Raw genomic sequence first — 23,263 nt, forward strand, 5'->3', positions numbered from 1 at the left:
CGCGGGCAAGGTTTGCGATTCTACCGCCTGCGCGGGGTTGGGTCATTGGTCGGCTGGGAACCGGGCTTTGCAAGGCTGGTCTAGTCTTTGGCGTCTGGAACCTAAACCCCAAGGAGAGTGCACCATGAGTATTTTTAGCTTTGTGAAAGAAGCAGGCGAAAAACTTATTGATCTGCTGACACCTGGCAATGCGAATGCCAGCGAGCAGTTGAAGGAACACATCAGCAAGGTCGGCCTGGGTAATCCGAATGTTCAGGCGACAATCGAGGGCGACAAAGTCATCGTCACTGGTGAAGTGGCGAGTCAGGAAGAGAAGGAAAAAATTCTGTTGGCCTTGGGTAATATTGCCGGGGTCGGTAGCGTGGATGACCAGATCACGGTGACCGGGCCGGTGGCGAAGGCCGCTCGCTTCGTTACGGTGAAAAAGGGCGACACCCTCAGCGCGATTTCCAAGGCCGAATACGGCGACGCGAACAAGTACAACAAGATTTTCGAGGCCAACAAGCCAATGCTTTCGCACCCGGACAAGATCTATCCGGGGCAGGTGTTGCGGATTCCTGAGTAAGGTTCGAGACTGTGTGATGGCTTTCGCGGGCAAGCCTCGCTCCTACAGGTTCCTGTCGTGCGCATACTCCGCGAACGACAGGGACCTGTAGGAGCGAGGCTTGCCCGCGAAGCAGACGACTCGGTATCAGAGCCCGGCAATCAACTCCCGATAATCCCCCACCGCCGCAAACTCGGCCGTGTCCTTCGGCCCTTTTCGGCTATCTGGCTCGCTCACGGCCAGCAGATGCGCCACGCCAAAATTGCGCGCACTGCGCAGAATCGGCAACGTATCGTCGATAAACAGACTGCGCGCCGGATCGAAGCCGATGTCGGCTTGCAAGGCATCCCAGAACTGCGGGTTTTCCTTGGGGAAACCGTAATCGTGAGAGCTGATCAAGCGCTCGAAATACGGCGCCAATTCAATTCGTTCCAGCTTCAATGACAGCGAGTCGCGGTGGGCGTTGGTGATCAGTACCACGCGTTTGCCGGCCTGTTTGATCGCCGCCAGAAAAGTGTCCGCATCCGCACGCAGGGCGATCAGGTGCGCAGTTTCCAGTTTCAGTTCGCGCACCGACAGCTTCAGCTCGGCGCTCCAGAAATCCAGGCAGTACCACTGCAACTGACCGGCATTGCGTTCGAACAGCGGCTGCAATTCCAGCTCCGCCATGGCCCGGCTCACCCCGTGCAGCTCGGCATAACGCTGGGGCAGGTGCTCCATCCAGAAATGGTTGTCGTAGTGCAGGTCCAGCAGCGTGCCGTCCATATCCAGCAAAACGGTATCGATGTCATGCCAGGGCAGCAGGGACATAAAACTTCTCCAGCGGTAAAAAGATATCTGAGATAAACAATCAGGATAGGCCGGGTACAGGCTGGGTGGAAAGCGTCGCGAGCGAAGGGAGTGCAAGGAAAAAACAGGCGAGGACGGGGAGTTTACGAGTTGTAAATGACCCGTCCGAGCCTGTTTTTGACGCAGCAATCTCGAGCGCAGCAGCTTTCAAACAGCCTGTATAGTAACCCGCTTACGCCAAGGAGCCTCTCATGCGCCAGAAACCCACCGTACTCGCCCGCGACATTGTCGCCACCAGCCGTTTGTTCTGTGTCGAAGAGCTGAAGTTGCGCTTTTCCAATGGCGTGGAGCGTACTTACGAGCGTCTGGTCAGCAAAGGCACCGGCCATGGCGCAGTGATGATTGTGGCGATGCTCGACGCGGAGCACGCGGTGTTGGTGGAGGAATACTGCGGCGGCACCGATGCATACGAATTGTCCCTGCCCAAAGGTTTGATCGAGCCGGGCGAAGACGTGTTGGCGGCGGCCGAGCGGGAGCTCATGGAAGAGGCCGGGTATGGCGCGCGACAGCTTGAGCATTTGACCGAGTTGTCATTGTCACCGGGCTACATGAGCCAGAGGATCCAGGTGGTGCTGGCCACTGAGCTGTACGAAGAACGCCTGGAGGGTGACGAGCCCGAGCCGATGGGGGTGGAAAAGATCAACCTGCGTGAATTGTCGTCTTTGGCGCAGAATCCACGATTCACCGAGGGCCGTGCCTTGGCGGCGCTGTATCTGGCCCGTGACTTACTGACTCAACGTGGGGTGTTTTTACCGTGAGCTTGAATTTTTCCCATCCGTTGATGGCGCCAGTCGTTGAACTGGCTTTGAAGGCTGGCGAGGCGATCCTGCCGTTCTGGCGCGTCAACGTTGCTGTCACTGCAAAGCCCGATGATTCCCCGGTTACAGCCGCCGACATGGCCGCTCATCACGTGATTCTGGCCGGGCTGACAGCGCTGGATCCGAGCATTCCGGTGCTGTCCGAAGAGGACGCCAATATCCCTCAGAGCGTGCGCGCCGGGTGGCAGCGCTGGTGGCTGGTCGATCCGTTGGACGGGACCAAGGAGTTTATTTCCGGCAGCGAAGAGTTCACCGTCAACATTGCGCTGATCGAGCAGGGGCGGGTGGTGTTTGGTGTGGTGTCGATGCCGACCAACGGGCGCTTTTATGTCGGCGGTGCAGGGTTGGGTGCCTGGCGTGGTGATAAAGGCGCCGAGCCGTTGCCGATTCAGGTTCGCGAGGTTCCGGCTGCGGGTGAGCTTTTCACGGTGGTCGCCAGTCGTCGGCATTCGAGCCCTGAGCAGGAACGGTTACTCGCGGGATTGAGCGATAGCCTGGGTGAGTTGCAACTGGCGAACATCGGCAGCTCGCTGAAATTTTGCCTGCTGGCGGAAGGCGCGGCGGATTGTTATCCGCGGTTGGCGCCAACTTCGCAGTGGGACACGGCGGCTGCGCAAGGTGTGCTGGAAGGCGCAGGTGGAGAGGTGCTGGATTTGAACGGTGAGCCGTTCTGCTATCCGGCGCGGGAGTCGTTGCTGAATGAGTTTTTCCTGGCGCTGCCGGCTAAAGCGGCTTGGCGGGAGAAATTGTTGGCTTTGGCTCGGGGTTGAAGATCAAAGATCAAAGATCAAAAGATCGCAGCCTCGTTTCACTCGACAGCTCCTACACAGCTCCTACACAGCTCCTACGGGGGACACGTTTTTCTGTAGGAGCTGTCGAGTGAAACGAGGCTGCGATCTTTTGCTTTACCGGTGGAGGACGTACTGCCCGGTAAACCGCACCGCATCCTCTTCACTCCCGGTATTCACGATCCGCGAATGCAGCGTCAACCGCGCCCGCCCATACCGCTCATACATTGCCAGAAACTTCTTCCAGACTGCCGCACTCGGTGCCTGGCAAATCGCCGTCGCGTCCATGGTGACCGGCAGCGGGTAGCTGATCTGCCCTTCCTGAATCACGATGTGACCGTCTTCGATGATGCCTTCTTCACGCAAACGCAAATGCAGCCAGCCCCAGCCGGCCAGCACTGCGCCGCAATACAGACTGCCACCGAACATGGTGCTCTTGTGATTGACGTTGGCCGCAAGCGGCAGGTGCAGGCGCAGTTGTTGGTCGTGCCAGTCGAGCACTTTGAGGCCCATGTCCCGCGTGAGGGGGATGTCAGAATGGAGGATCGATTCCAGGTGACGACTGTCGCGGTTCATTCACGGGCCTTTTGTGTGAAGGGGATGATTTTACGGTAGCTCAATCAAGGTCGTCAGTGTGGCTGCCGGCGCCGGCATCGGCGAAGTTCAGACCATGCTTGCGCAGTTTGTCGTGCAAGGTTTTGCGCGGAATGCCGAGCGCTTCGGCGAGACTGCGCACGGAGCTGTGTGAGCGCGCCAGTTCGGCGGCAATCAGGCTCTTCTCAAAGTTCTCCACTTGCTCGCTCAGGCCGCCGCTGACCACTTCAATCGTGCTGCCGACGCCGCCATCCGGCGCACTGTTGTCCAGCGCCAGTTCCAGACCCAAGGCAAAGCGTTCGGCGGCGTTCTGCAGTTCTCGCACGTTGCCTGGCCAGGTATGGCGCAGCAGTAGCGCCCGGTGTCCCGGTTGCAATTCGTGGGGTGGCAAACCGTGGCGGGCGCTGGCTTCATCGGCGAAATGCTGGAACAGCATCAGCGCATCTTCGCCCCGCTCACGCAGCGGCGGAATGCGCAGCGGCGCGACGTTCAGGCGGTAATACAAGTCGGCACGGAATCGGCCCTGATCAGCGGATTGACGCAGGTCCTCCTTGGTCGCAGCGATAATGCGGATGTCGAGCGGGATCAGCTGGTTGCCGCCCAAACGCTCGACGACCCGCTCTTGCAGCAAGCGCAGCAATTTCACCTGCACGTCCAGGCTCATGCTTTCGATTTCATCGAGGAACAACGTGCCGCCATTGGCAAATTCGAACTTGCCGATGCGACGCTTCTGCGCGCCGGTAAACGCACCGGGCTCGTGACCGAACAGCTCGCTTTCCACCACCGACTCGGCCAGAGCCCCGGCGTTGATCGCCACGAATGGACCGTTACGCCGACTCGACAGGTCGTGCAGCGCGCGCGCCACCACTTCCTTGCCCGCACCGGTTTCGCCGAGGATCAGCACGTCGGCCTTGGTCGCCGCCAGTGCACCGATCTGCTCACGCAGGCGCAGCATCGGCGCTGATTGCCCGACGAGCCGAGCGCTCAGTTCGTTGCGATCGCTCAGGGCCAGACGCAGGCTGCGGTTGTCCAGCACCAGCCGGCGCAGGTCCAGGGCACGACGTACGCTGTCGAGCAGCGCGTCGCTGGCGAAAGGTTTTTCCAGAAAATCATAGGCTCCGGCACGCATGGCTTGAACGGCCAGCGGCACATCGCCGTGGCCGGTGATCAGCAGCACGGGTAGCTCCGGGTCCTGGGCGTGGAGTTCGGTCAGCAGTTCGAGGCCGTCCATGCCTGGCATGCGGATGTCACTGACCACCACGCCCGGCCAGTCACGCTGCAGCTGCCCGGCCAGGCCTTTGGCTTCAGCCAGCGGCAGGATTTTCAGGCCGGCCAGGTCCAGGGTCTGGCTCAGGGCCTGACGCAGGTGGGGATCGTCGTCGATCAACACGACCTGGATGCGGTTGTCGATGGTCATGCACTTCGGTCCTCGGACGGTTGCAGGCTCACGCCCGGTGCGCCTGCGCGCAATTTCAGGGTAATCAGGGCGCCACCTTCCTTGTGGTTGGAGAATGACAATTCACCACCGAAGGCGCGCATCAGGGTGTCGCAAATCGCCAGCCCCAAGCCAAGCCCCTGAGTGCGAGTCTTGGTGGTGTAGAAGGGCTCGCCGGCACGACCCAGCGCTTCCAGGCAGAACCCGGGGCCGTTGTCGCGAATGTACAGATTGACGCCGTCGGCGGTGGACTCGGCACTCAACCAGAGTTTACGCGGCGGGCCTTTTTCCGTCAGGGCATCGAGGGCATTGGCCAGCAGGTTGCCGAGTACCTGGCGCAGACGCGTTTCCCCGGCCTCGACCCATAGGGTGGCAGCCGGCAGATCACGGATCAGCTCGACTTCCATGCTGCGCCGACGCTTGGCCAGTAACGCCAGCGCGTCGTCCAGTGCCGGTTGCAGGGCAACACTTTCCGGGGCGTGGCGATCACGCCGGGCGAAGGCGCGCAGGTGAGCGATGATCGAGGCCATGCGCCCGGTCAATTCGCTGATCAGCTTGAGGTTGCCGCGAGCATCCTCGGTGCGCTGATGATCGAGCAGCACTTCGGCGTTTTCCGCGTAGCTGCGGATTGCCGCCAGCGGTTGGTTGAGCTCATGGCTGATGCTCGCCGACATCGTCCCCAGCGCCGAGAGCTTGCCGGCCTGCACCAGGTCATCCTGCGCGCGCACCAGTTCCTGCTGAGCGTGTTCGCGCTCCAGCACTTCCTGCTTGAGTCGACGGTTGAGGCCTTCGAGGTCGCTGGTCCGTTCGGCGACCCGGCCCTCCAGTTCGTGGCGGGCCTTGCCTTCGAAGGCGATCCGCTCCAGGTAATGGCGCCGGCGTTGCATCATCAGACCGAGCAGCAGCATCAATACCAGCAGCGTTGCGCCGCCAATGGCCACGACGGTGCGTACCGGACGATCGATCAGGGTGCGCGGCGCAAGGATACTGACGCTCCAGCCGGTTTCTTCGATCTGCCGGGTTTGGGTCAGCCAGGCGTTGGCGTCGAGATTCAATGGCTTGGGATCGCGGGTCGGGTAGGGTTGAATCGCGGTGATGGCCTCGCGTTCTGCGTCGCTCAATGGACGGGTCGAGCGGAAACGCCACTCGGGCCGTGACGTGAGGATGACCACGCCATTGTGGTCGGTCACCAACAGTTGTTCCGGGGTTTTACCCCAGAGGCTTTCGGTGTGGTCGAGGTCGACCTTGATCACTAGTACGCCGATGATTTTTTCGCGATCACGTATCGCCGCCGCGAAGAAGTAACCGCGCTTGGCCGAGGTGGTGCCCAGGCCGAAGAAGCGCCCCAGACGCCCGGCCATGGCTTCGCTGAAATAAGGACGGAAAGCGAAATTGCGGCCAACGAAGCTGTCGTGTTTGTCCCAATTGGAGGCCGCCAGCGTCTTGCCGGTGGTGTCCATCAGGTACATGACTTCGGCGCCGGTCTGGGCACTGATGTTTTTCAGCAGGCGATTGGCATTGCCCTGAATCACGCCCTCGTCGGGTGCAGCCAATGTCGCGCGCAGGGCGGGCAACTCGCCGAGAATCTGCGGTAACACTTCATACCGATGCAGAGTGCCCAGCAGGTTGGCGACGTAGAGGTCGAGGGTTTGACGGTTCTGCCCGGCCAGTTCGCTGCGGTAGTAACGCTCGGCCAGATGCTCCAGCGGCCACAGCAAGGGCGCCAGGCACAACGCGAGTAGCGCCAGGCTGCGCCAGCGGGGTCTGCGGGGGAGAGTTGGTGTCATGAGCATCAAGCGCCTATGGGTATAGACGCATTATGCCTAGGCTTGCGGGCGCAGTCTGCGCACCTGGGATCAAGTGCGCGCTGGCGGTGAACATTCACACAGGAATTCAGGAAAAAACTTCAGCGTCCTTGAGGAACGCGGCGGACTGATCCTTGGCTGACAGTTTCGGTGCTTCGTCCAGCTGCCAGTCGATGCCCAGGTCCGGATCGTCCCAGCGAATGCTGCGCTCGGCCGACGGAGTGTAGTAGTCGGTGGTCTTGTAGAGGAACTCGGCGAAATCACTCAACACCACGAAACCATGGGCAAAACCTTCCGGCACCCAGAGTTGGCGATGATTGTCGGCGGACAGACGCACAGCGACCCATTTGCCGAAATGCGGCGAGCTGCGGCGAATATCCACCGCCACGTCCAGCACTTCACCGGCGGTGACACGGACCAGTTTGCCCTGAGTGTTCTCCAACTGGTAATGCAAGCCGCGCAGTACACCTTTTTGCGAGCGGGAATGGTTGTCCTGAACGAATTGGGTGTTCAGGCCAGTCGCTTCTTCGAAAGCCTTGGCGTTGAAGCTCTCATAGAAGAAACCGCGCTCGTCACCAAATACCTTGGGTTCGATGATCAGAACACCGGGCAGGTTGGTGGTGACTACATTCATGGTGTTTCTCCAGCATTAGGCGTTAATGGCCGACATTCTTACGCAAAGTGGCGGCGGGTGCGAGTGGGGCGATGAAGAGAGTTGCGCGGGCATTTGATTTGCGCCAACCAGGAAGGGGGTTGCGTATCGCCCCAAGCAGTGGCGATATAAGCGCCTAATAAAATTTCAGGGGTCGTTGTATGCCGCTCGCCACGTTGATTCACCGCGCCAGTCTGCCCAGCCCGCAGGTGTCTGCGGCGCAAGCGATAGAGCTGCTGAAAGAGCATTACGGGCTGAGCGGGCGGTTGCAGGCCCTTGGGAGTCAGCAGGATCTCAATTTCCGCGTCGACAGCGAGCAGGGGCGTTTCGTCCTGAAAATCTGCCGTGGTGATTACTCGGCGCTGGAGCTGCAAGCCCAACACGCAGGGCTCAAGCATCTGGCTGAACATTCCGGCGTGCCGGTGCCTGGAGTGATCGCTGCCAAAAATGGCGCAGACTTGCTCTCACTTGAGGTCGGCGGCCAAGCGGTGCACGTGCGCCTGCTTGATTACATCGACGGCCAGTCCCTGACGCACCTCGATCACCTGAGCCATTCAGTGGTCGCCGGTTTTGGTCGGCTCTGCGGCGAAATGGACCTGGCGCTGGCCGGTTTCAATCACCCAGGCCTTGAGCGCACCCTGCAATGGGACGCTCGCCACGCCAATGCGTTAATCGCGCATCTGCTGCCGGTGATCAAGGATGAGCAACAACAAAGGTTGATTGCTGAAGCTGCCGAACAGGCCGAGCGCCATTTGCAGCCCTTGGTGGACAAGCTGCCGGTGCAGGCGATTCACATGGACATCACCGACGACAACGTAGTCTGGCAGCGGGATTCGCAGCACCAATGGCAGTTGCAGGGCGTCATCGATTTCGGCGACCTGGTCCGTACCTGGCGGATCACCGATCTGTCGGTGACCTGCGCCGCGCTGCTGCACCATGCCGATGGCGATCCGTTCTGCATTTTGCCGGCGGTTCGGGCTTATCACGCGGTCAATCCGTTGCAGCATGAAGAGTTGCTGGCACTCTGGCCGCTGATCGTCGCCCGCTCGGCAGTGCTGGTGCTGAGTGGCGAGCAGCAGGTCAGCATTGATCCGGGCAATGAGTACAGTCGCGACAACCTGACCCATGAGTGGGAAATTTTCCGTGTTGCCACGTCGGTGCCGTTGGAGTTGATGGAGGCGGCGATTCTTACCGCCGTCGGTCAAAGCCTGCCGAGCATCGGCAGTGAAAGCTTCGCGCCATTGTTGCCGAGTCTGGTGGGGCGTGAATTTGCGTTGATCGATCTGGGCGTGCTCAGTCCGCATTTCGAGGCGGGTAACTGGGAGCAAGAGGGGATCGACCAGCGTCTGCTGACTGAGGCCGCCGAGGCTCACGGTCTGGCGGCCAGTCGATATGGCCAGTATCGTCTGTCCCGCACTCGGCCGGATAGCGCCAGTGAACCGGATACTTTCCCGTTACATGTTGCATTGCGAGTGCCCGACGGCACGACGGTCGAAGCGCCGTTCGCCGGCGTTATCCATATCGAAGGGGAGAACTTGCTGCAACTGGACGGCCCGGAGCTCAGCGTCCGATTGTGGGGTGTGGCTCCATCGGTACGCAGTAGCGCGGCGCTGGTCAAAGGCCAGGTGCTGGGCTCAGTCAGCGGGCCGTTGATCGTGCAGTTGTGCCGAAGCGCTCAGCTAGATGCGCCGTTGTTTTGCACACCTTCGCGCGCCGCAGCCTGGCAGGCGTTATGTCCTTCACCTGCCGTGTTGCTGGGCCTGGCCTGTGATGCGCAAGAAGAGCTCGACCCGCAGACATTGCTCGCCCGCCGTGACGCGAGTTTCGCTCGCTCCCAGAAGCACTATTACGTTGACCCGCCGCGCATCGAGCGCGGCTGGCGCAATCACCTGATCGACATGCAGGGCCGTTCTTACCTCGACATGCTCAACAACGTCGCGGTCCTGGGTCATGGCCATCCGCGCATGGCTGCTGTCGCCAGCCGGCAGTGGTCGTTGCTCAACACCAACTCGCGTTTTCACTACGCGGCGATTGCCGAGTTTTCCGAGCGTTTGCTCAAGCTGGCGCCGGATAACATGGATCGCGTATTTCTGGTCAACAGCGGCACCGAGGCCAATGACTTGGCGATCCGTCTGGCCTGGGCCTACAGCGGCGGTCGCGACATGCTCAGCGTGCTGGAGGCGTATCACGGTTGGTCAGTCGCGGCGGACGCGGTTTCGACCTCGATTGCCGACAACCCCAAGGCCTTGAGCAGCCGTCCGGACTGGGTGCATCCAGTGACCGCGCCGAACACCTATCGCGGTGAATTTCGTGGCATCGACAGCGCACCGGACTACGTGCGCAGCGTCGAACATAACCTGGCGAAAATTGCCGAACAGAAACGCCAACTGGCCGGTTTCATCTGCGAGCCGGTGTACGGCAATGCCGGCGGTATCTCGCTGCCGCCGGGCTATTTGAAGCAGGTCTATGCGCTGGTCCGCGCTCAGGGCGGGGTGTGCATCGCCGATGAAGTGCAAGTCGGTTACGGCCGCATGGGCAAATTCTTCTGGGGCTTCGAAGAGCAGGGCGTAGTGCCGGACATCATCACCATGGCCAAAGGCATGGGTAACGGCCAACCGTTGGGCGCAGTCATTACCCGACGGGAAATTGCTGAAGCGCTGGAGGCCGAGGGTTACTTCTTCTCGTCGGCCGGTGGCAGCCCGGTCAGTTGCCAAATCGGCATGGCGGTGCTGGATGTGATGGAAGAAGAAAAACTCTGGGAGAACGCGCAGGTTGTGGGCGGGTATTTCAAAGAACGCCTTGAAGCGTTGATTGACCAGCATCCGTTGGTGGGCGCGGTGCATGGTTCCGGCTTCTATCTGGGCGTGGAGTTGATCCGCAATCGAGAAACCCTGGAGCCCGCGACCGAAGAAACCACAGCGTTGTGCGATCGCCTTCGTGAGCTGGGGATCTTCATGCAGCCGACGGGCGATTACCTGAACATTCTCAAGATCAAGCCGCCGATGGTTACGTCGCGTCAGAGCGTGGATTTCTTTGTCGACATGCTGTCGAAGGTGTTGGACGAGGGGTTGTAAGACTCGATATCGCTTTCGCGGGCAAGTCGGATCGCCGCACCGCTCGCTCCTACGGATCTATGTCGTTCGCGGAATATGCGCACGACACGAACCTGTAGGAGCGAGGCTTGCCCGCGAAAGCGTCATAAAGACATACCTGAAATTCGATTGTTATCGGGTTTGCGTGAGGTTTTTTCGACGGAGAGAATATTTATCGCTTTAAAAGCCGATTTTTATCGGCTATAAAGTCGCCACTGCCCACGGTGTGGATGAACCACGCCCGGTGCTGCCTCTTTCTGTCATCGGTCGATGCCACCCTCGACCTTCACACTTGCCCAGGAGATGATTCATGAGCCGTATCGTTACCGTCGCCGCTACCCAGATGGCCTGTTCCTGGGACCTTGAAGCCAACATCGAGACCGCTGAGAAGCTGGTCCGTGAGGCTGCGGCGAAAGGCGCGCAAATCATCCTGATCCAGGAGCTGTTCGAGGCACCGTACTTCTGCCAGAAACCGAACCCTGATTACCTGCAGCTGGCCACGACGGTAGAAGACAACGTCGCCATCAAGCATTTCCAGAAGGTCGCCAAAGAATTGCAGGTTGTTCTGCCAATCAGCTTCTACGAGCTGGCCGGCCGCGCACGCTTCAATAGCATCGCGATCATCGATGCCGACGGCAGCAACCTCGGGATTTATCGTAAAAGCCATATCCCGGATGGTCCTGGCTACCACGAAAAGTACTACTTCAACCCGGGCGATACCGGCTTCAAAGTCTGGAATACCCGCTACGCGAAAATCGGCGTGGGCATCTGCTGGGATCAGTGGTTCCCTGAGTGCGCCCGCAGCATGGCGCTGCAAGGCGCGGAAATCCTGTTCTACCCGACCGCCATCGGCAGCGAGCCACACGACAAGACCATTTCGTCCCGCGACCATTGGCAGCGCGTGCAACAAGGCCATGCCGGTGCCAACCTGATGCCGCTGATTGCCAGCAACCGCATCGGCAACGAAGAGCAGGACGGTTACGACATTACCTTCTACGGCTCGTCGTTCATTGCCAACCAGTTTGGCGAGAAAGTCCAGGAGCTGAACGAAACAGAAGAAGGCATTCTGGTTCACAGTTTTGACCTCAATGAGCTGGAGCATATCCGCAGCGCATGGGGCTCATTCCGCGACCGTCGTCCGAACTTGTACGGCGCGATCAAAACCCTCGACGGTTCCCTGGAGTCCTGAACCATGACCACTTTGAACAGTACCCCTCGCACCGACGGCTTTTACATGCCCGCCGAATGGGCACCACAGACCCAGACCTGGATGGTCTGGCCCGAGCGCCCGGACAACTGGCGCCTGGGCGGCAAACCGGCGCAAGCCGCGCACGTGGCGGTGGCCAAGGCCATCGCGCGTTTCGAACCGGTGACCGTGGCGGTTTCCGCCGGCCAGTACGAAAATGCTCGCGCCCGTCTCGACGTGCCGAATATTCGTTTGGTAGAGATGTCCAGCGATGACGCCTGGGTTCGGGATACTGGCCCGACGTTCGTCATCAACAATCGCGGCGAAGTCCGTGGTGTGGATTGGGACTTCAATGCCTGGGGCGGTTTTGACGGTGGTCTTTATTCGCCGTGGAACCGTGACTCGCAAGTGGCGGGCAAGATCCTCGAAATCGAGCGCAGCCCGCGCTACCGCACCGAAGGTTTTGTGCTCGAAGGCGGCTCGATCCATGTCGATGGTGAAGGCACCCTGATTACCACCGAAGAGTGCCTGCTCAACCGCAATCGCAACCCGCACATGGACCGTGCGCAAATCGAAGCGGTGCTCAGCGCTAATCTGGCTGTGGATAAAATCATTTGGCTGCCGGACGGTTTGTTCAACGACGAAACCGACGGCCATGTGGATAACTTCTGCTGCTACGTGCGTCCGGGCGAAGTACTGCTGGCCTGGACCGACGATCCGCAGGACCCGAACTACCCGCGCTGCCAGGCGGCAATGAACGTGCTGCAAAACAGCACCGATGCCAAGGGGCGCCCGTTCACGGTGCACAAGATGCCGATTCCGGGGCCGCTGTATGCCACCGAAGAAGAGTGCGCAGGTGTCGATCCGGTGGATGGCACTCAGGAACGCAATCCGACTGTTCGTCTGGCCGGCTCTTACGTGAACTTCCTGATCGTTAATGGCGGCATTATCGCGCCGAGCTTCGACGACCCATTGGACGGTCCGGCCAAAGAGATTTTGCAGACTTTGTTCCCGCAGCATGAAGTGGTCATGGTGCCGGGTCGCGAACTGTTACTGGGGGGCGGTAACATCCACTGCCTTACCCAACAACAGCCCGCCCCGCACAAGGAGTGAGTGAGGTCGTAACAGCTTGAGTTGATTGAAGAATCGATTGAGCAACGTTTTAGCCTCGTTATTTCACAGAAAGCCCGCAGCCCATCAGGACTGCGGGCTTTTTTGTATCCACTTGTCGACACTTCGAAAACATTGGCACAGCTCTTGTATCTTCGATGGCGCAACATGGGGAGGGAGAGAACTTCGATGTTCTGTCATAAACCTTGGATAAGTTAGCCGCTCACAAACCAGGAGAGAGCGCTGAGATGAACGCCGAAATGAACGTCGTGAGCGAGCGGGCAATGCATCCCCTGGCAGTTAACAGCGAATCGCTCCAGGTCTTGGCGCAATGGTTGAAGTCCAATGGAACGCGTCAGATCAGAGAACCTGATCCGCGCCGGATGATGATCGAGCGCTACCCTGCTGGTTTATTCAGCGAGGCGGAACTGGACGCACTGTGGGATGTGATGGAAGGATAAGAAGAAAAACAACGGATTGATAAAAGCGCTGCCGGGAAGGCGGCGCTTTTTTATGGGCGAAGATTTTTATGAACACTGGAGATCAAATGTGGGAGCGGGCTTGCTCGCGAAAGCGATATGCCAGTCAATGAAGATGTTGAACATGATGGCCCCTTCGCGAGCAAGCCCGCTCCCACAAGGTTTTGCATTGTTTAGAAGATATAGGTTCCGATCACATCGGCCATAACCTGGCGGAAACAGAAAGTATTCGACCGATTCATGAAACAGACTGAAAGCCATTCCAGCGTTTTTCCGAAACTGTCTGGGGATTAACCTGCCGGCATTGAGTTTTCCTACTTTGTTGCCGGAGTCTTCCCATGATCCTTCACTACATTTACGACCCATTGTGCGGCTGGTGTTACGGCGCCAAGCCACTGGTGCAGGCCGCCCAAAGTGTTCTGCCGGTAATCGCCCACGGTGGCGGCATGATGACCGGCGCCAACCGCCAGACCGTTTCGTCACAACTGCGCAATTACGTCATGCCCCATGACCGACGCATCGCCGAGTACACCGGCCAGCCGTTTGGTGAGGCGTATTTTGAAGGTTTGCTGCGCGATGAGACGGCAGTGTTCGATTCCGCGCCGCCGATTGCCGCTGTGCTGGCAGCCGAGCAGATCGCTGGCCGCGGGCTAGCATTGCTGGGGCGTTTGCAGACGGCTCATTACGTGGAAGGTCGACGTATCGCTGATAACGCCGTGCTGCTGGAACTCGCCACACAGACCGGCCTTGAACCCGAGGCGTTCCAACAGGCATTTAATGAAGCTGACACCGAGCGCCATATCAAGGACAGCCGCGCACTCCTGGCCAAGGTCGGTGGACAGGGTTTTCCGACTTTTGCGCTGGAACAGGATGGCCAGCTCACCCTGGTCGACATCGGCCCTTGGCTCGGCAAGCCGCAAGCCTTCGCCCAATGGCTGGGTCAGTCGTTTGCGGCGAAAGAGTCTTCATCCGCGTTTCAAACCTGTGGCCTCGACGGCTGCGCCCATTGAATTCACCTGGAGTCACCATGGATAACCTGAGCCTGATTAAAAGCACCTACGAAGGCGCCAACTCCCAGGAGAACGCTCGCAATACCGCCGCGGCACTGGCCGATGACGCTCGCTGGACTGAGGCCGCAGGTTTCCCGTACGCCGGGACCTATGTCGGTTTCGACGCTATCGTCGAAAACGTGTTCAAGCGCCTGGCCACCGAGTGGGAAGATTTTCAGTTCAAGGTCGAGCACTACGTCGCACAGGGCGACAAGGTGTTTGCCTACGGCAATTACAGCGGAATCTACAAAGCCACCGGGCGCCCGATGAATGCTCGGGTCGCTCACTTGTGGACCCTGGCCGAGGGCAAAGTCACGCATTTCGAACAATTCGTCGACAGCCACACCGTGCAATTGGCTATCGCTGACAAGTGATTTCTTAGACGATTTTCGCCTATTCACAGACGATTCCTGAAATTGACACCTTATTAAGGGCGCAGATAGGATGCGCCCCACGCCTGTGGCTAACCGCCATGACTCACAAAACAATAAAAGGCCCGCCGCGAATTTTCGTGGGCGGGCCTTTTTGTTTTTGGGTGAAAAAAGAGCGCGATAGCGCCATTTCAGTGGTTCGACACAGCGCGTATCAACCCGTAATAAGGAAAATAACATGTTGAACAAGCGAATCAGCCTGATCGCATTGGGGATGTTGAGCGCCACTCAGGCTATGGCTAACGACCAGGCCGAATCCAAGGGTTTTGTTGAAGACAGCAGCCTCAAAGTGCTGCTGCGCAACGCCTACATCAATCGTGACTACAAGGACGGCCGACAGGACAAAGCCGAGTGGGGCCAAGCGGCGATCGGTACTTTCTCGTCCGGCTTCACCCAAGGCACCGTTGGTGTGGGTGTGGATGCTTTCGGTCTGTACGCACTGCGTCTGGATGGCGGCAAAGGCCGCAGCGGCGCCGGTGGTATCGACTTTTTCAAACAGGGCGACAGCGGCAACGCGGCTGACGACCTGTCGAAGGGTGGCGCGGCCGTCAAGTTCCGTCTCTCCAGCACCACGCTGACCTATGGCGACCAGATGCCGGCCCTGCCGGTGCTGAACTACGACAACTCGCGCCTGCTGCCAGAAAGCTACACCGGCACTTTGATCACCTCCAAGGAGATCAAAGGCCTGGAACTGAACGCCGGTCGCTTCACCGCCGAATCGCGCAAAAGTGCTGAAGGCCGTGACAGCGGTGGCTTGAAGTCGATCAACGTGTTGGGCGGTAGTTACCAGTTCACCGAACAGTTCAAGGCCGCGCTGTACGCGTCCGACGTCGAAGACGTGCTGAAGAAACAGTACGTGAACGCCAACTACGTGTTCCCGATCGACAAGGATCAGTCCCTGACGCTGGACTTCAACGGCTACCGCACCAAGCTGGACGATTCCTACGTCCGTGAAAGCGGTGCTACCGGCGACGACAACAAGATCTGGAGCCTGGCAGCGACCTTCGCCACCGGCCCGCATTCGTTCACTCTCGCTCACCAGCGCAGTACCGGCGACAGCAACCTGGGTTACGCCTACGGTGGCTACCAGAAGGATCAAGGTCGCGTCGGCGACGGTGGCAACACCATCTATCTGGCGAATTCCTACTGGTCTGACTTCAACGCTGAAGACGAACGCAGCTGGCAGTTGGGCTACGGTCTGGACTTCAGCGCATTCGGCGTTCCTGGCCTGAGCTACAACGTTGCCTACGTGCGCGGTGACAACATCACCACCTCCACCAGCGAAGGCGGCACCGAGCGCGAGATCTTCAACCAGTTCAAGTACGTCGTGCAAAGTGGCCCGGCCAAAGACCTGAGCGTGAAGGTACGCAGCTCGATCCTGCGCGTGTCGCACAAATCCAGCGAGTACAACGTCAGCGGCAACGAACTGCGCGTATTCGTGGATTACCCGATCAACATCTTCTGATGATTGGCTGAGTTGTTCAGACTCGATAAAAACCCTGACTGGTTCAGGGTTTTTTTCGCCTCATGACCGTAGGGAAATACAAAAAATGGCTGTTTTCGATCGCGGAAAGTCGAATTAAAGCAACTTCATACTGCGTTTCAATCAACGCTTGATATGCCTGAAATTCTTTCTCATGGGCCGCAAATCCTGCACCTACTAGATTAAGCCGCTAAATGCAGCGGAGACCTAGTAATGATCGTTTTAAACAGAGAAGTTGGCGAATCGCTACGGCGCGACAAATATGTCAACGTCCAGGGAGCTGACTTTAATCTGTTCGGTCATTTTTCCGACTTCGTCAGATTGACCAAAAGTTGGGAAAGCATGGAGCCGGACAGTTATTACGGCCAGGCCGATGCGGGCATGCGTTTCCGTCGTTACAGCGATTTCGAATACAACCCGGTCACCCGTGACTTGACGCAGCTGGAACACCGCGCCTACGTGCAATCGAAGGCCAACAACAGCTACGTCGGCGGACTGGAGCGGCACTTCCAGGATTTCTCCAACGAAGTCATCAATTCGCCGGTGATGCGCAGCCTCATCGATGCGGATTTCGAGGTGTACAAGAACGTATTGCCGCCGGAGTTGCACGACGAAATCTGGCAATGCCAGATCCATCAGATCCGCATCGAAATCAAGCCAGGCAAGCAACTGGAAATTACCCCTGAAGGTATTCATTGCGACGGTTATCCGTTCAGCGGTGTGCATTTCTGGGGTCGCAATAACGTGGATGGGGCGGAGAGCCGTTTGTATTCGCCCCAAGAGGAACAATTGGCGGCGACGACCTATCTGGAAATCCTCGACACCACCTACTTCCTCGATCGCGACATGCGTCACTACGTGACACCGGCACGCAACACCCACGCTCACGAAATGGCCTATCGGCAGATTCTGGCCATTTCCTTCTCGCGGCCCGGGACCGCTTTTGACATTGTTCGCTGAACAGCTAGACCCCATGTTGCACATCGCTGAGTGCCCTGCACCGGTGATGCTGCAGCGCGCGACGGCCAAGGATGCCCAGCGCCTGGAGTGCTTCTTTCGGCAATTCGAAGAAGTGTCGTTCTGTGAATGGCAGGACGCCAAATGCCTGCGCGGTGTGTTGGTGCAAAAAACCACTGCTGCGTTCCTCGCGCTCGATATCCGTGGCGAAGTAGTCGGCGCGGTGTTGGGCGGCATGCTCGGCAGCCGTGGCACCATCAATCACTTGGCGGTGAGCCCGGTGTATCGCAGCCAGGGCGTCGGTCAGCGCCTGGTGGAAGCGGCGTCGGCAGACATGAAACGGGTCGGTGTGCTGCGGATGTTCCTGTTCGTCGACGATGCTAACCTTGCCGGCAAACGTTTTTGGAGTGCCCAGGGCTTTTGCGAGCCGCGTGGCGAAACGACCTTTGAGAGGGACTTATGAATGAGACGTCCAGCAGCCAGCCGCTGATGGTCGAGCCCCAGCCCTCGCGCACGTTTGCTGAAGCCAGCCCGGTTATTGCGGGCTACTTCACGGTGTCGTTTGTGTTCGGTTTGATGGCCGTCAATGCCGGATTGCCCGTGTGGCTGCCGGTCGCGATGTGCCTGTTCGTCTACGCCGGTGCCTCGCAGTTCGCCGCCCTGGCGCTGATCTCCAGCGGCGCGTCGCTGACCACCATCATCCTCACTACGTTTCTGATCAATGCGCGGCACATGCTGATGTCGGTCTACATGGCCAAGGCCTTGCAGGCGATGGGGCTCAGTCGTCTCGAGCGCTGGTGTTATGCCGGCGGGCTGACCGATGAATCGTTCGCCTTCCACAGCGTCAAACTGGGCAAGGGCACGCCGGTCAATGTGCGTTATCTGATTGGCTTCAATCTGTATTGCCACACGTCGTGGGTACTGGGTGGTTTGCTGGGAGCAATCTGCGCGCAGTACGCGGCGCACCTGATCAAATATCAGCTCGACTATGCGCTGACCGCGATGATGCTCTACGTGCTGGTATCGCTGTGCAACACCCGCAATAAACTGATCGCCGCACTGGCCGCGGTCGCCTGCATGGGTGTCCTGAGCCTGATCGGCAGCTCACCCTTCAACGTATTCATCGCCACATTCGTGGGCTGCGGGGTGGGTGTATGCCTGACCAAACGTTCCTGATCCTGGTCGTCGTGCTAATGATGGCCGTGACGTTCCTGCCGCGTGCATTGCCGCTGCAAGTGAACACCGACCATTGGCCGCCCTTCGTCGCCAGGGCGCTGGAATACCTGCCGGTGGCGATCGTCGCTGCAATCAGCCTTACGCCGCTGTTGATCAAGGATCAGCAGGTGCAGCTCGATCGCCCGGAATTCTATGCAGCGATTCCGACGTTGTTATGTGCGTATTTCAGCAAAAACCTCTTTCTCAGTGTGGCGGTTGGGACGGCTGCGTACATTGCGCTCGGGTCGTTCATGTAGCGACAGAGCGACCACGTCGTTCAAGGCCTGACCCGACAACTCGGGATTATTGACCGCCAACCGCACTTCGAGGGAATCCTCGAAACCCGGGAAAATGGTCAGGCCGTTACGCAGCGCCGCTTCACGGGAAACCATGCCAAGGCCGTCCATTTGTGTGATCAACGACAGGGTCAGGGTCTCGCTGCAGGAATAGATCATCCGCTTGCCTGACTCGTAATTACCAAGGCCGGCGTCGAGAAAACGCAAGAAGCTGTGGGAATACGGACAATCATCGGCAGGACGAACCTGAAACTTATTGCCGAGCAGCATCAGCGGATCGTTTTCCTGTCCGCAATGAGCACCGACCACCTGCACCTGTACATGGGGCAGGGCAATGCTGGGTAACCCCGGTTGTTGCGGGCCGATCAGCACGGCCAGGTCGAAATCCTCATTCTTCAACTTGCTGAGGTTTTCCATCGACTCGGCGTAGCTGAATTCCAGTTGATAATCAGGAAACACCTCAATGAGGCGTCCGATCATTCGCCGGTTGAAGTCGGCCGAGAGCGTGGTGTTAAGCGCAACCTTGAGCGTGCGCTGCCCAGGCACTTTGAGCGCGGCGACTTTTTCTTCCAGTTGCCGCGTGGCGACCAACACTTTGTCCATGTAGGGCGTGAGCTCCGTGCCCTGCGTTGTCAGGGTCAGCCCCTTGTTGGAGCGACGAAACAACCGAAAACCGAACTGCTCTTCAACCTTGTTCAACTGCGCGGCCAATGCCTGCACGGTCAAACAGGAATGCTCTGCCGCCGCCGACAATGAGCCGGTCTGCACAATGCGCATGAGGTTACGTAAGGTTCTGCTATCCATTTGGGTAATGCCCTCTAAAGTGGGCTGGCTATTGTTGTGTACCTGGCCGCCGGGTGGGCGTCGGTCGCGTGCTGGCTATGATCCTGCACCTGAGCATGCTTGTCCCGAGTTTAGTAGCGAAATGATTCTGCGTCCGATGGTTTGAGGCTTACACAGGATCGGGGTTTTGGTGGCAGGTAGGTGATCAGGGGGCAAAAAAGGCCCGGATGGGGGGAGGTGTGGGCGTTTTTTGGCAGCAGCTAAACCTTTTTCCAAGGCAAAAAAAAGCAGCCTGATCAGGCTGCTTTCGTGAATAGGTGCTTGATATTGTGCTCCCTCAAGCAGGGGAGGAGAGGTTTACCCGAGCGCTGATTTTCAGGTCATCAACGGGGCTCCTACATCGACTATCGCCACCTGAAGGCAGTCGGTTTCGCGCTCTCGATTAAATTTTCTTCTCGTGTGACGCGGGTGTCAACGGGTGTATTTGACCGTGTGTCGGCGTCTTTTTTGGGGGGCGGAAATCTCTTTTCCCAATAGTCTGCGCATGATGATGTGTTCCCGGCAACTCATTACACCACGTCACTAATGATGTTCCCGTCCCCACCTTTATCCCCCTGACCCAACCTCATACATTCCTCTCCAACGCCTCCCCATCATCCCGATGAGAGGGCCACTGGAGATTCCTCATGCCTTTCGTAAGCGTACGCATCACCCGCGATGGCGTTACCTCCGAGCAGAAAGCTCAGGTGATCGCCGAAATCACTGAAACCCTGGAACGCGTCCTCAACAAACGTCCGGACCTGACCCACATCGTGATCGAAGAAGTCGACACCGATAACTGGGGCTATGCCGGGATCACCACTACCCAATACCGCAAGCAACTGGCTGAAGCGCAGGGGCAGTCATGACCGCGTCCGTCAAAACCATCATTCAGTAGTAGAGGGTTCATCATGAGCAATTCGAAAAAAGTCATCGTTATTACTGGCGCCTCTCAAGGTCTCGGCGCAGGCATGGTCAAGGCCTTCCGTGATCTCGATTACCGGATTGTCGCCACTTCGCGTTCGATCCAACCATCCACCGACCCGGACATCCTTACCGTTGCCGGCGACATCGGCGACCCGGCGATCGCCCAGCGAGTCATCCGTGAAACGATCGAACGTTTCGGCCGTATCGACACCTTGGTCAACAACGCCGGGATCTTCATCGCCAAGCCATTCACTGCCTACACCCCTGAGGACTATGCCGCGGTGCTGTCGGTGAACCTGAATGGTTTCTTCTACATCACCCAACTCGCGATCACCGAGATGGAAAAACAGGGCAGCGGCCACATCGTCAACATCACCACCAGCCTGGTGGACCACGCGATTGACGGTGTGCCGTCGGTGTTGGCCTCATTGACCAAAGGTGGGTTGAACGCGGCGACCAAATCCTTGGCCATTGAGTACGCCAAGCGTGGCATTCGGGTGAATGCGGTTTCCCCGGGCATCATCAAGACGCCGATGCATGGTGAAGAAACCCATGAAGCGCTGGGGAGTTTGCATCCGGTTGGGCGCATGGGGGAGATCAGCGACATTGCTCAGGCTGTGGTGTATCTGGACAGCGCCAACTTTGTCACCGGGGAGATTCTGCATGTTGATGGCGGGCAGAGTGCCGGTCACTGAGACCTGATTTACACCCCAGAAGCAACAAAGCCCTCGCATTGCTGCGAGGGCTTTGTTTTGATGCAGTGCTGGAGCAGCGAAGGATGCTCCAGGCTGATGATTTCATTTCTTCCCAAGGATGGATATTTATCTAATGCTCAAGTTCAACGCTCATCTCGGTTTCCAATTCAATGAATTGCCTTTTCTGCAACGCATCGAAGCCGCCGCCGCAGCGGGTTTTCGGGCAGTGGAGTTCCCGTCGCCCTATGAATTCGACGCGAGCCTCCTGGCAGACCACCTGGCGCAATACAGTCTGCCGTTGATTCAGTTCGCCGCACCGGCGGGCGTTACCAAAGGCATCGCTGCCTTGCAGGGCAAGGAAGAAGAGTTTCGCCACGGTTTGCTCCAGGCCGCCCGCTATGCAAAGGCGCTGGCATGTTCGAATGTCCACATCATGTCTGGTGTTACGACGCAGGATGACGCAGGACCTATCTTCGGAGGCAACCTGGAGTATGCCGTCAAGTACTTCGAGGATCAGGGATTGCGGCCGCTTATCGAAGTAATTTGTACGCAAGAGATGCCGGGCTATTACATGTCTGACTTCAGCAAGGCGCAACAGGTGCTGGAGACCTTCCCGAGTGTCGGGCTGATTCTCGATCTTTACCATGCCCAGCTTTTGACCGGAGATGCGGCAGATGTTCTGGCTCGGTTTTATGACAGAACAGTCCATGTGCAAATTGCCGACTGCCCGGGGCGTCACGAACCGGGAACGGGGAGCATCGACTTTGCTGCCTTGTTCGCGGCGCTGGAGCAGCGTGGGTATCCAGGATGGATCGGCTGTGAATACCGTCCTTCCGGTGCCACTGTTGCGAGCCTTGACTGGATTAAACAGCTAAGTGCTTAGCGCTTGCGATGCGGACGGGATTCGCATCTACGAGCGTTCAGAGCAAACCCGCCAAGTTCTATAACTTCAGGTTCTTAGTGGTACGTCATTGCGTCCAAAAAAACTAAATCCATCCTGTTGTTTCTACGATGTTTAAGAATTCATTGCTGGAGTCGTGCTGCTGCCGGCTCCGGCATGGCCGCCAGCGAACTAAACTAGTTGTATCTCTGTAGCAGATGTCTCTCCAGAGGTAAGGAGGTGTCAAATGGCCATTCGTGATACCTATCAGGAAATTGAGCAGACCCTGGGTCTGGTACCGGAGTGGATCAAGCAGATGCCGGAAGGCGGAGCGATCGGATTCTGGGGCGTGGCCCGGGACTTCTGGCTGGCAGATACCAAGATTCCTAATAAGTACAAGGAGTTGATAGGTCTGGCGGTGTCCGGGGCGACCCGTTGCAAGTATTGCGCCCTGTTCCATACCGAAGCCGCGCGCTTGTTTGGCGCGAGCGATGAGGAAATTTCCGAAGCCAGCTTTATGGGCTCGCTGACCATGATGGGCAGCACCTTTATTAACGCCCAGCAGATCGATTACGAGCAGTTCCGGCAGGAAACGCTGAGTATCGTCCGGTATGTCAAAGATCACTCGCAACCCAAAGCCGCTTAAGCCGTTGCGCGAACCTGCCCTTCGCCAACTGACGAAGGATAAGTTGATTGCAATCACCAGCGATGGTCTTAGGACCACCGCTCGGTGGCAAGCGGCTGTGCTGCGAGCCATCAGCGAACTAATGCAATACAGCGATACCGCCCGCGAAGAAAACCAAGACCTGCGCATCCCCTTCGCCAAAGCACTCCATGACCTCTATGCCGGACAGAAGTCCGACGCCGAGTTGACGGAAATGGTGCTTCTGATGCTGGAAGTGGAAACCGCCCCCTTGCTCGGCAAAGGGCCCCACGCAGGAGCGGCATCTGGGAACAACAACCTCTGAGAAGTGGAAAAGGGACAACTTTATTTTCCCAGATGGAAATCGTCGTATCCCTGGTTCGAGCAAAAAAGACCCGCACGATTTGAGCATGCTGACGACGTCAACCTAGGCTTGGCGGGTGTATTGGTGTGCATTTCAGGTGGGTGCAGTCGCTCGTCAACGTCATGCTGAAGCGAATGTGTAATGGCAGG

The 23,263-nt window shown here is 58.3% G+C and carries 25 protein-coding genes; 19 read left to right on the forward strand and 6 right to left on the reverse strand.

Annotation, left to right across the window (positions count from 1 at the left end):
* Positions 1-124 precede the first annotated feature (124 nt).
* Positions 125-565, forward strand: coding sequence for a peptidoglycan-binding protein LysM (gene lysM / locus ACIPLA_RS04895; RefSeq protein ID WP_218396898.1), 441 nt, complete (start codon positions 125-127; stop codon positions 563-565).
* A gap of 126 nt (positions 566-691) precedes the next feature.
* Here the strand turns inward: lysM and yrfG are convergent, their stop codons facing one another.
* Complete coding sequence (yrfG, locus tag ACIPLA_RS04900) at positions 692-1,354, reverse strand: GMP/IMP nucleotidase (protein ID WP_401171965.1); 663 nt, start codon at positions 1,352-1,354, stop codon at positions 692-694.
* Positions 1,355-1,584: 230 nt separating this feature from the next.
* On the opposite strand from yrfG, the gene nudE reads away from it, so the two are divergent.
* The gene (gene nudE, locus ACIPLA_RS04905) at positions 1,585-2,151 is read left to right on the forward strand and encodes an ADP compounds hydrolase NudE (RefSeq protein ID WP_123498360.1); all 567 of its coding nucleotides are present in this window, start codon (positions 1,585-1,587) and stop codon (positions 2,149-2,151) included.
* Entirely contained in the window at positions 2,148-2,981 is an 834-nt protein-coding gene (gene cysQ / locus ACIPLA_RS04910; RefSeq protein ID WP_401171968.1) for a 3'(2'),5'-bisphosphate nucleotidase CysQ, read from the forward strand. The genes nudE and cysQ overlap by 4 nt, the downstream gene beginning before the upstream one ends.
* Before the next feature lie 135 nt (positions 2,982-3,116).
* Here the strand turns inward: cysQ and ACIPLA_RS04915 are convergent, their stop codons facing one another.
* The 4 genes from ACIPLA_RS04915 to rfbC form a co-directional block, all read right to left on the reverse strand.
* Positions 3,117-3,575, reverse strand: a complete 459-nt coding sequence (locus ACIPLA_RS04915; RefSeq protein ID WP_192346587.1) for a thioesterase domain-containing protein — start codon at positions 3,573-3,575, stop codon at positions 3,117-3,119.
* A 40-nt stretch (positions 3,576-3,615) separates the two neighbouring features.
* Complete coding sequence (locus tag ACIPLA_RS04920) at positions 3,616-5,010, reverse strand: sigma-54-dependent transcriptional regulator (protein WP_401171971.1); 1,395 nt, start codon at positions 5,008-5,010, stop codon at positions 3,616-3,618.
* A complete protein-coding gene (locus ACIPLA_RS04925; protein ID WP_218396903.1) occupies positions 5,007-6,815 on the reverse strand; it encodes an ATP-binding protein in 1,809 nt (602 codons plus the stop codon). The genes ACIPLA_RS04920 and ACIPLA_RS04925 overlap by 4 nt, the downstream gene beginning before the upstream one ends.
* Before the next feature lie 106 nt (positions 6,816-6,921).
* The gene (gene rfbC / locus ACIPLA_RS04930) at positions 6,922-7,467 is read right to left on the reverse strand and encodes a dTDP-4-dehydrorhamnose 3,5-epimerase (protein ID WP_401171974.1); all 546 of its coding nucleotides are present in this window, start codon (positions 7,465-7,467) and stop codon (positions 6,922-6,924) included.
* 179 nt (positions 7,468-7,646) lie between these two features.
* Between rfbC and ACIPLA_RS04935 the strand changes: the two genes are divergently transcribed.
* From ACIPLA_RS04935 to ACIPLA_RS04985, 11 genes are all read left to right on the forward strand, one after another.
* Positions 7,647-10,559, forward strand: coding sequence for an aminotransferase (locus tag ACIPLA_RS04935; RefSeq protein ID WP_401171976.1), 2,913 nt, complete (start codon positions 7,647-7,649; stop codon positions 10,557-10,559).
* A gap of 328 nt (positions 10,560-10,887) precedes the next feature.
* Positions 10,888-11,766, forward strand: a complete 879-nt coding sequence (aguB, locus tag ACIPLA_RS04940) for an N-carbamoylputrescine amidase (protein WP_401171978.1) — start codon at positions 10,888-10,890, stop codon at positions 11,764-11,766.
* Positions 11,767-11,769: 3 nt separating this feature from the next.
* On the forward strand, positions 11,770-12,876 hold the full coding sequence (aguA, locus tag ACIPLA_RS04945; RefSeq protein WP_401171980.1) for an agmatine deiminase: 1,107 nt from the start codon (positions 11,770-11,772) through the stop codon (positions 12,874-12,876).
* A gap of 245 nt (positions 12,877-13,121) precedes the next feature.
* Positions 13,122-13,334 carry a hypothetical protein gene (locus ACIPLA_RS04950; protein ID WP_192346598.1) on the forward strand — a complete coding sequence of 71 codons (213 nt, stop codon included), beginning with the start codon at positions 13,122-13,124 and terminating at the stop codon, positions 13,332-13,334.
* Between the two features lie 356 nt (positions 13,335-13,690).
* Positions 13,691-14,362 (forward strand): DsbA family protein, encoded by a 672-nt coding sequence (locus ACIPLA_RS04955; protein ID WP_401171983.1) that lies wholly within the window; start codon positions 13,691-13,693, stop codon positions 14,360-14,362.
* A gap of 17 nt (positions 14,363-14,379) precedes the next feature.
* Complete coding sequence (locus ACIPLA_RS04960; RefSeq protein ID WP_401171985.1) at positions 14,380-14,775, forward strand: nuclear transport factor 2 family protein; 396 nt, start codon at positions 14,380-14,382, stop codon at positions 14,773-14,775.
* Positions 14,776-15,010: 235 nt separating this feature from the next.
* Positions 15,011-16,297, forward strand: coding sequence for an OprD family porin (locus ACIPLA_RS04965; RefSeq protein WP_401171988.1), 1,287 nt, complete (start codon positions 15,011-15,013; stop codon positions 16,295-16,297).
* 231 nt (positions 16,298-16,528) lie between these two features.
* Entirely contained in the window at positions 16,529-17,275 is a 747-nt protein-coding gene (locus ACIPLA_RS04970; RefSeq protein ID WP_192346604.1) for a 2OG-Fe dioxygenase family protein, read from the forward strand.
* Positions 17,276-17,321: 46 nt separating this feature from the next.
* Positions 17,322-17,735, forward strand: coding sequence for a GNAT family N-acetyltransferase (locus tag ACIPLA_RS04975; RefSeq protein ID WP_192346624.1), 414 nt, complete (start codon positions 17,322-17,324; stop codon positions 17,733-17,735).
* Positions 17,732-18,448 (forward strand): AzlC family ABC transporter permease, encoded by a 717-nt coding sequence (locus ACIPLA_RS04980; protein ID WP_008068738.1) that lies wholly within the window; start codon positions 17,732-17,734, stop codon positions 18,446-18,448. Before ACIPLA_RS04975 ends, ACIPLA_RS04980 begins: the two co-directional genes overlap by 4 nt.
* Complete coding sequence (locus ACIPLA_RS04985) at positions 18,427-18,744, forward strand: AzlD domain-containing protein (RefSeq protein ID WP_008068739.1); 318 nt, start codon at positions 18,427-18,429, stop codon at positions 18,742-18,744. The genes ACIPLA_RS04980 and ACIPLA_RS04985 overlap by 22 nt, the downstream gene beginning before the upstream one ends.
* Here the strand turns inward: ACIPLA_RS04985 and ACIPLA_RS04990 are convergent.
* On the reverse strand, positions 18,661-19,587 hold the full coding sequence (locus ACIPLA_RS04990; RefSeq protein WP_218396915.1) for a LysR family transcriptional regulator: 927 nt from the start codon (positions 19,585-19,587) through the stop codon (positions 18,661-18,663). The genes ACIPLA_RS04985 and ACIPLA_RS04990 overlap by 84 nt on opposite strands.
* Before the next feature lie 665 nt (positions 19,588-20,252).
* On the opposite strand from ACIPLA_RS04990, the gene ACIPLA_RS04995 reads away from it, so the two are divergent.
* The 5 genes from ACIPLA_RS04995 (at position 20,253) to ACIPLA_RS05015 (ending at position 23,075) form a co-directional block, all read left to right on the forward strand.
* Entirely contained in the window at positions 20,253-20,474 is a 222-nt protein-coding gene (locus ACIPLA_RS04995) for a 4-oxalocrotonate tautomerase family protein (protein ID WP_007897514.1), read from the forward strand.
* A 42-nt stretch (positions 20,475-20,516) separates the two neighbouring features.
* Entirely contained in the window at positions 20,517-21,227 is a 711-nt protein-coding gene (locus ACIPLA_RS05000) for an SDR family NAD(P)-dependent oxidoreductase (protein ID WP_401171994.1), read from the forward strand.
* A 133-nt stretch (positions 21,228-21,360) separates the two neighbouring features.
* Entirely contained in the window at positions 21,361-22,110 is a 750-nt protein-coding gene (locus ACIPLA_RS05005; RefSeq protein WP_401171997.1) for a hydroxypyruvate isomerase family protein, read from the forward strand.
* A 244-nt stretch (positions 22,111-22,354) separates the two neighbouring features.
* Positions 22,355-22,753 carry a carboxymuconolactone decarboxylase family protein gene (locus tag ACIPLA_RS05010; protein ID WP_007939479.1) on the forward strand — a complete coding sequence of 133 codons (399 nt, stop codon included), beginning with the start codon at positions 22,355-22,357 and terminating at the stop codon, positions 22,751-22,753.
* On the forward strand, positions 22,719-23,075 hold the full coding sequence (locus ACIPLA_RS05015) for a hypothetical protein (protein ID WP_401172000.1): 357 nt from the start codon (positions 22,719-22,721) through the stop codon (positions 23,073-23,075). The genes ACIPLA_RS05010 and ACIPLA_RS05015 overlap by 35 nt, the downstream gene beginning before the upstream one ends.
* Positions 23,076-23,263: the final 188 nt, after the last annotated feature.

Source organism: Pseudomonas sp. NPDC086112 (genome assembly GCF_044746425.1).
Taxonomy (GTDB): Bacteria; Pseudomonadota; Gammaproteobacteria; order Pseudomonadales; family Pseudomonadaceae; genus Aquipseudomonas.

Bases quoted from the DNA above. Each gene is read 5' to 3' on its own strand.
- lysM (WP_218396898.1), top strand. From the start codon at position 125: ATGAGTATTTTTAGCTTTGTGAAAGAAGCAGGCGAAAAACTTATTGAT.
- yrfG (WP_401171965.1), bottom strand. From the start codon at position 1,354: ATGTCCCTGCTGCCCTGGCATGACATCGATACCGTTTTGCTGGATATG.
- nudE (WP_123498360.1), top strand. From the start codon at position 1,585: ATGCGCCAGAAACCCACCGTACTCGCCCGCGACATTGTCGCCACCAGC.
- ACIPLA_RS04915 (WP_192346587.1), bottom strand. From the start codon at position 3,575: ATGAACCGCGACAGTCGTCACCTGGAATCGATCCTCCATTCTGACATC.
- ACIPLA_RS04920 (WP_401171971.1), bottom strand. From the start codon at position 5,010: ATGACCATCGACAACCGCATCCAGGTCGTGTTGATCGACGACGATCCC.
- ACIPLA_RS04925 (WP_218396903.1), bottom strand. From the start codon at position 6,815: ATGACACCAACTCTCCCCCGCAGACCCCGCTGGCGCAGCCTGGCGCTA.
- rfbC (WP_401171974.1), bottom strand. From the start codon at position 7,467: ATGAATGTAGTCACCACCAACCTGCCCGGTGTTCTGATCATCGAACCC.
- ACIPLA_RS04935 (WP_401171976.1), top strand. From the start codon at position 7,647: ATGCCGCTCGCCACGTTGATTCACCGCGCCAGTCTGCCCAGCCCGCAG.
- aguB (WP_401171978.1), top strand. From the start codon at position 10,888: ATGAGCCGTATCGTTACCGTCGCCGCTACCCAGATGGCCTGTTCCTGG.
- aguA (WP_401171980.1), top strand. From the start codon at position 11,770: ATGACCACTTTGAACAGTACCCCTCGCACCGACGGCTTTTACATGCCC.
- ACIPLA_RS04950 (WP_192346598.1), top strand. From the start codon at position 13,122: ATGAACGCCGAAATGAACGTCGTGAGCGAGCGGGCAATGCATCCCCTG.
- ACIPLA_RS04955 (WP_401171983.1), top strand. From the start codon at position 13,691: ATGATCCTTCACTACATTTACGACCCATTGTGCGGCTGGTGTTACGGC.
- ACIPLA_RS04960 (WP_401171985.1), top strand. From the start codon at position 14,380: ATGGATAACCTGAGCCTGATTAAAAGCACCTACGAAGGCGCCAACTCC.
- ACIPLA_RS04965 (WP_401171988.1), top strand. From the start codon at position 15,011: ATGTTGAACAAGCGAATCAGCCTGATCGCATTGGGGATGTTGAGCGCC.
- ACIPLA_RS04970 (WP_192346604.1), top strand. From the start codon at position 16,529: ATGATCGTTTTAAACAGAGAAGTTGGCGAATCGCTACGGCGCGACAAA.
- ACIPLA_RS04975 (WP_192346624.1), top strand. From the start codon at position 17,322: ATGCTGCAGCGCGCGACGGCCAAGGATGCCCAGCGCCTGGAGTGCTTC.
- ACIPLA_RS04980 (WP_008068738.1), top strand. From the start codon at position 17,732: ATGAATGAGACGTCCAGCAGCCAGCCGCTGATGGTCGAGCCCCAGCCC.
- ACIPLA_RS04985 (WP_008068739.1), top strand. From the start codon at position 18,427: ATGCCTGACCAAACGTTCCTGATCCTGGTCGTCGTGCTAATGATGGCC.
- ACIPLA_RS04990 (WP_218396915.1), bottom strand. From the start codon at position 19,587: ATGGATAGCAGAACCTTACGTAACCTCATGCGCATTGTGCAGACCGGC.
- ACIPLA_RS04995 (WP_007897514.1), top strand. From the start codon at position 20,253: ATGCCTTTCGTAAGCGTACGCATCACCCGCGATGGCGTTACCTCCGAG.
- ACIPLA_RS05000 (WP_401171994.1), top strand. From the start codon at position 20,517: ATGAGCAATTCGAAAAAAGTCATCGTTATTACTGGCGCCTCTCAAGGT.
- ACIPLA_RS05005 (WP_401171997.1), top strand. From the start codon at position 21,361: ATGCTCAAGTTCAACGCTCATCTCGGTTTCCAATTCAATGAATTGCCT.
- ACIPLA_RS05010 (WP_007939479.1), top strand. From the start codon at position 22,355: ATGGCCATTCGTGATACCTATCAGGAAATTGAGCAGACCCTGGGTCTG.
- ACIPLA_RS05015 (WP_401172000.1), top strand. From the start codon at position 22,719: ATGTCAAAGATCACTCGCAACCCAAAGCCGCTTAAGCCGTTGCGCGAA.